This is a genomic window from Chryseobacterium sp. YIM B08800, assembly GCF_026163565.1.
GTDB lineage: Bacteria > Bacteroidota > Bacteroidia > Flavobacteriales > Weeksellaceae > Chryseobacterium.
In genome coordinates this window covers 1-2,516 of the sequence record NZ_JAPDKN010000091.1, presented here as the reverse complement: position 1 = coordinate 2,516, position 2,516 = coordinate 1, and the positions used below count along the sequence as shown (strand labels likewise).

General features: G+C 32.9%; 3 protein-coding genes. All 3 read right to left on the bottom strand.

Annotated elements, in window-relative coordinates:
• Window positions 1–206: 206 nt before the first annotated feature.
• Window positions 207–797, bottom strand: coding sequence for a hypothetical protein (locus OEW74_RS19210; RefSeq protein WP_265430011.1), 591 nt, complete (start codon window positions 795–797; stop codon window positions 207–209).
• 147 nt (window positions 798–944) lie between these two features.
• Window positions 945–1,871, bottom strand: a complete 927-nt coding sequence (locus tag OEW74_RS19205; protein ID WP_265430010.1) for a Kelch repeat-containing protein — start codon at window positions 1,869–1,871, stop codon at window positions 945–947.
• A 112-nt stretch (window positions 1,872–1,983) separates the two neighbouring features.
• Entirely contained in the window at window positions 1,984–2,370 is a 387-nt protein-coding gene (locus OEW74_RS19200) for a hypothetical protein (protein ID WP_265430009.1), read from the bottom strand.
• Between the last annotated feature and the right edge of the window lie 146 nt (window positions 2,371–2,516).

Genomic DNA, 2,516 nt, shown 5'->3' with positions numbered 1-2,516 from the left:
GTTATAATATAAAATTACATCGTATCAATATGAAATTATTGATGTACATCCGTTTTTACTAATGATTCATGATTTAACGCAAAGGCAAACAAGGAATCTTAAAATTCGACCGTTTTAAAGTTATACAAAGGCGTAAACTTAGCAAAGAAATACAAAAAGTTGTAAAATATGAGAAATTGTGAATAAGCATTAATTATTTTATCAAGTTAAATTTCTTTATTAATGAAAAAGCCTCTGGATTGTAAATACTCGTCAATTTCTATTTCAAATGGAAGTTCAAAACCATGATCTAAATCAAATATTCCGGCGGAATTGTCTGATGATTCTAAAAAACCAATCATTTTTGAGCGGGTATTTTCTTTTGCATTTTTCCAACAGTTTTTAATGAAATCAATTTCCAATCCGTTTTGATTTTCCCAATAATTGGCAAAATCCAAGAGATTTTCATGATTGAGATAGGCTGAATAATCGATATTGTTTTCATTCAAAACCGTTTTACATAATTCCTGAACATCAAAATAGGAGTAGTCTTCCAAAGAATGGTCTTTCAAATGCAATTCTGCGATTTGCGTGGTTTTATCCGGAGCGTAATATTCATAATTGGGCAAAGCAAATAGAAAAGCCAAAGGATTGGCAGCATAATAATACAAACTGATTACTTCTATTTTTCTGTCATCTTCTCTGAATTGATATTGCGAACTCAAAACATTCATTAAAAAATCTGTCACTACCTTTTCTCTCGGACGCAGGAAAGTAGTAATAAATGCTTCATCAATTTTCGTTTCTATATAACTCATAATTTATTGTTGACTGTAAAATTAATAAAAAACCGTTCTGGAAATGGGAACGGTTTATAATATTTTGGAGAGCGTAGATTTATAATCTGAGCTTTATTTAAAAGTCACGGATTGCAAATCTGCAACAGCATATACATCTTCATTCGTTTATTTAGCGGAAAGTGCTTCTTCGCTAATATCCGCAACCTGAATGCTTTTAATCGATGATTTGGTTGAGGATGCTGTACTTCCACCTATGATGTATAATTTATTGTTATATATTTCCGCAGCAGCATGTCTTCTGGGGATCATATTGGAAGATAACTTATGTAACTTATTGGTTTCTGTATCAAAATAAGCCAGAAAATTTTGATTGTTATAACCGCCTGCGATAAAGATTTTATTACCGGACACCGCTAATGAATGACCGGATATTGCAGCAGGCATCGTGTATTGCTCTGTCCACATGTTCTTGTTGAAATCATACACATTCACAAGACGTGATGAGGTCCCGTTAAAGCCACCAATAACATAGAGTTTATCATTCACAATTTTGCCCCTTGCTTCTCTGGCTGTTGGCATATTCGGTAATGGATGCCATGTGTCTGAAGCGATGTCGTAATATTGGAATCTATCAGAAAATACTGTGGTGGCGGCATTGTTGAGCCCACTTCCTCCGAACGTATATATTTTTCCGTTATGAATGGCAGAACCTGCATTTCCTGTGTAGGAATGATTAACAGCTCCCTTCGTTTTTTTATGAGTTTCAAGGTCTATAATTTCAAGATTGCTGTTTCCCCAACCGTTAAAAATATAGATTTTATTATTGTAAGTCTCCGAATTGGCGAATCTTTTAGGAACCAAACTAGAATTGATCACACTCCAGCGGTTATCTTTAATACTGTATTTTTCAATAATTGTGGCATTACCATCTGTATCTTTATACCCATTGCTCACGTAGATATTGTCACCTGCAATGGTACTGCTTATCGCTCCTCTTCTCATTGACATATCTGAAAGATGTTTAAAATTTAGGGTTTGTGCATTGACTAAGCATAAACCGAAAAGTGATAAGAGTAATAATTTTGTTTTCAATGACGTTGAGGTTTGGTTTGATTGATTTTTTGTGTAAAAAAGTATGGTTTAAATATAGGGAAAAGTCACGGATTGGAAATCTGCGACATCGAGGACATTACAATAATGTAATCTATTCAATAACACCATTTCCAGTGATGATTGATTCTTCCATTAAATCTACAATTTCATAAACTGAGATTGAAAATATACCGGCAATTCCCTGGTCAAATTCTTTTTTCCAATAAGAATATCCATCAATAGAGTCGGGCAGTTTGACTTTTTCATTTTTTAATTTAGTAACACTTTTATCTAATGCTATTTCAGAAATTGGAATGTGCGTAAATTCATTTGCAAAACCTTTTTCCACATCAGGATTTCCTACTTTCAATCCACCTATTGAAATATGAATAATCTTTCCGTGTTTTGGATATTCTTCTATTTTTAAAATTTTCAGAGTAGAACTTTCTTCTTCTTTTCGGGTTTTGTAATTCCACTCTTGACCGACTTTGTATTTCATGGGTTCTGAATTTTTGCAGTTAGTTAGGAAAATAAATACGAATAAGGTTGTTATAATTTGGAGTTTATTCATGTTTTGGAATTTGTTTTACTGCCTTAAAATCGGGAGACTTTGCCTTTACTTTGGATTCTATAAAAAAGACTAAA

What these genes read in the sequence shown, in the direction of transcription:
- OEW74_RS19210 (WP_265430011.1), bottom strand. Translation starts at nt 797, where the DNA reads ATGAGTTATATAGAAACGAAAATTGATGAAGCATTTATTACTACTTTC.
- OEW74_RS19200 (WP_265430009.1), bottom strand. Translation starts at nt 2,370, where the DNA reads ATGAAATACAAAGTCGGTCAAGAGTGGAATTACAAAACCCGAAAAGAA.